Source organism: Ramlibacter sp., assembly GCF_035706265.1.
Classification (GTDB): Bacteria; Pseudomonadota; Gammaproteobacteria; order Burkholderiales; family Burkholderiaceae_C; genus Ramlibacter.
This window is the reverse complement of the sequence record NZ_DASSVG010000191.1, coordinates 1-3,074: the sequence shown is the minus strand read 5'-3', so window position 1 is coordinate 3,074 and position 3,074 is coordinate 1. Positions and strand designations below refer to the sequence as shown.

Sequence of the window (3,074 nt, the reverse complement as noted above, 5' to 3'; positions counted from 1 at the left end):
GAGGAGATCGTCGACGAGCCGAAGGCCCGTGAGATTGCGCGCAAGCGGCTGTCGCCCGTGGCCCAGGGCTACCTCGAGGGCCTCTGCGAATAAGGTGCCTGGGGAAAAGGTGCCGGTGTAAAAAGTGGGGATTGGGAAATGTGGACATTCCTCATTTCCCGGTCCGCGGTCAAAAGGGGACAGATCTGCTGCAGGTCTGTCCCCTTTTGCTTGGAAACGGGGAATGTCCCCATTACTTCCAAAGGCCGCCGGTCTGCCAGGCGTGGAACGCCCAGCGCAGCCACTTCACGAGCGCGAAGGCCATCCAGCTCGCCCAGGCGAAGAACAGCAGACGGTACGTCCACATCGGCACTGAATAGACCGCGGGAGTTTCCAGCACGCCGCGGCTCTGGTCGTTGAACCAGGTGAACGCATCCGGGCTCGATCCCGGGCCTTCGACGCCCATGTCAGGTGCGGACAGCAGGCCGTTGCGAATGCCCGAGAACAGCAACGTGAAGACCGCGATCACCGTGAAGACGGCGAGCAGCACCTGCACGAGGTCGAAGCGCCAGCGCGCTACGCCCTCGCGCGGCTGCCAGCGTTCGCGCCAGCGCATCACCAACAGCCACGCCGCGGTGAACGAGAACACCCACCACGACTGGGTGGACAGGCCGAGCCCCAGCAACAGCCAGTCGATGAAGCGCAGCGGCGAGAGCGTCGAGCGTCCGAGCAGCCAGGCGAGGCCGATGAACACCACGAGCTCGCCCCAGTACAGCACCGCCGGACCCACGCCCGCGCCGTGCGCGAACAACGACCAGCGCGACGGCGGCAGCCGCACCGTGGTCCACACATTGCTGGCCGGCGAGCCGAGATCCACCGTGGACGGGCGCATGCGCACACCGATGTCGCGCGCTTCTTCCCAATCCACCTGCACCTGGTGCTTGCCCGGTGACAGCGCCAGCGGCAACTCGCCCTTCTCCGGCCGCAGCTGCACGGGCTCGGAGTCGAAGCGCACCGCCGTGACGCGCGCCTGCGGCGGCAACTTCACCGTGTGCCTGCCGCCCTGGGTGCTGCGGTAGTCGAAGGACAGCGAGTGGTTCGACGAGCGCTTGCCCGCGTCCATCGTGTAGCGCACCTGGTCGATGGCCAGCGTCGCGCCTTCCACGCCGTTCGGGCGCGTGACGTGCACGACGAGCTTTTCGCCCGGGCGCGGAATGAAGCGGAAAACCCAGCTCGGCGCGTTCTGTCTCTCCGGCATGACCGCCGGAAAACCCTCGAACTCCACGTGCCACTGCGGATTGACCAGGAAACTCCAGGTCTCCGTGCGTGCCGCGCCCTCTTCGAGCGAAACTTCGAGCGTCTCGCTGCGCGGCAGTCCCGAGCTCCACGACATCGCCGACTCGCCGGCGCCGAGTCCCACGAGCACGCTGCCGCCGCGGGTCTCCACGCCCGGTGTAAGCACCGACTCGCCCGCGACCAGCGGGATCTCCACCGACACCGCGGCACGCAACGGCGCGATGCGCGAGACCTGGTTCTGCACGGTCCAGTCGAGATCCAGGTTGAACAGCCGCTCCACGCGCACGAACGCCGGAAACTCCGCGCCGGCCTCGAGCGCGCTGGCGGCGCCGAGCCGCTGCGCACCGCGTTCGCGCGCCAGCTCGAGCGAACCTGAGACCAGCCGGCCCTCGTTGACGCCGCTCACCGTCCAGCCGCGCGACTCCACCGTGATCGCCCGCGGTCGCTGCGGAAAGGCCACCTGGATGGATTCCGCCGGCGCCAGCCGACCCGCGAGCCGCACCAGGTGCGCGCCCGGCGTGAGCGGCACCCACAGGCTCGAATCGCCCTCGCGATTCATGGCCAGCGAGGCGCGGGCGTCGACACTGATGTCGTCGAGCTGCCAGCGATCACTGGCGTGCGGCATGGCGACCGCGATGTTCGCGAGCGTGTTGACGCGCATCACCACTTCGAGCCGGTCGCCGTCGACGCTGACGCGCGCTTCGGCCAGCTCGGCGCAGTTCGGCGCGCAGCGCGGCGCCTCGGTCAGGCGCTGCTTGAGCTCGGCCAGTAGATCGTTGTCCGGGGTACCGGGGGCCTGGGCGAGCGTTGGTGCCGGCGCTGCGAGCCAGGCCAGCGCGAACAGCATCGGCAATACGACGCCCGCGCGGGCACGTTCGAGCGGCATGCCCGGCAGACGCCAGCTGCCGCCGAAGCTGAGCCGTGCCAGCCACAGGAACAAGAGCGCCAGCGCCACCACGCCGAGCAGGCGCCAGAAGAACAGCGACACCGGGCCGATGTAGATGAAGCGCACCGTGTCGTCGGGTTCCACCGGACCGGACCAGCGGTATTCGTAGGCGTGGTAGCTCCACTGCGGAATGCCCGGGCCCGCCTGCAATCGTGTGCCGCTGGCATAGCGCTGCACGACGCCGACCGTGTTCAGTCCGGACACCGGGACGCTCTGCGCTTGCGACTTGCGGTAGCGCACACCGTCATCCGCCGGCGCCTCCGCGGGCTCTTCCTGGATGTCGGCTTCGAGCGCCGGCGCGGCCAGGGCTGGCATCGGCGGAGCTATGTTTTGCAGATCGACATAGGCGCCGACGTCTTCGGCAACTGCCGAGGTGACCCAGGGCATCGAGGTCTCGAGCTGCGGATACAGCGCGAACCGCACCTGCATCCACATGAACGGCAGCAGCGCCAGCGCCAGCACCACGAAACTGGTGGTGCGCCAGACTTTGGCGATCCTGCGGAAGCGCCCTTCGGGCGCTGCCCTGGCCACGGCCAACGAGGCCAGCAGGTTGCCCCAGAGCCAGATCAGGGCGGGCATTTCCTGGTAGGTGAGCAACAACGCGACCGCCGCGATGGTGGCCGGTACCCGACCCGCGGTCCAGTAGACGAACACCACGACCAGCGCGACGCCGAACACGTTCCACAGGCCCCAGCGCTCGAACCAGGTGCCAGGCGCCTCGTCGGCGCCTGTCACCGCGATCAGCCGGTGACCCGGCGGCAGGTGCAGCGTGCCCCGCACGCCGTCGAAGCGCTGGTTCCAGCCCGTGGCCGGCATGCCGCCGTGTGCCGCGGTGCGCGCCACGGTCGTCAGA

At 68.9% G+C, this 3,074-nt stretch carries 1 protein-coding gene; it reads right to left on the bottom strand.

The features are described from left to right. Positions 1-232 precede the first annotated feature (232 nt). The coding region (locus tag VFM98_RS07180; protein ID WP_325109225.1) for a hypothetical protein at positions 233-3,074 on the bottom strand (2,842 nt) is incomplete at its 5' end.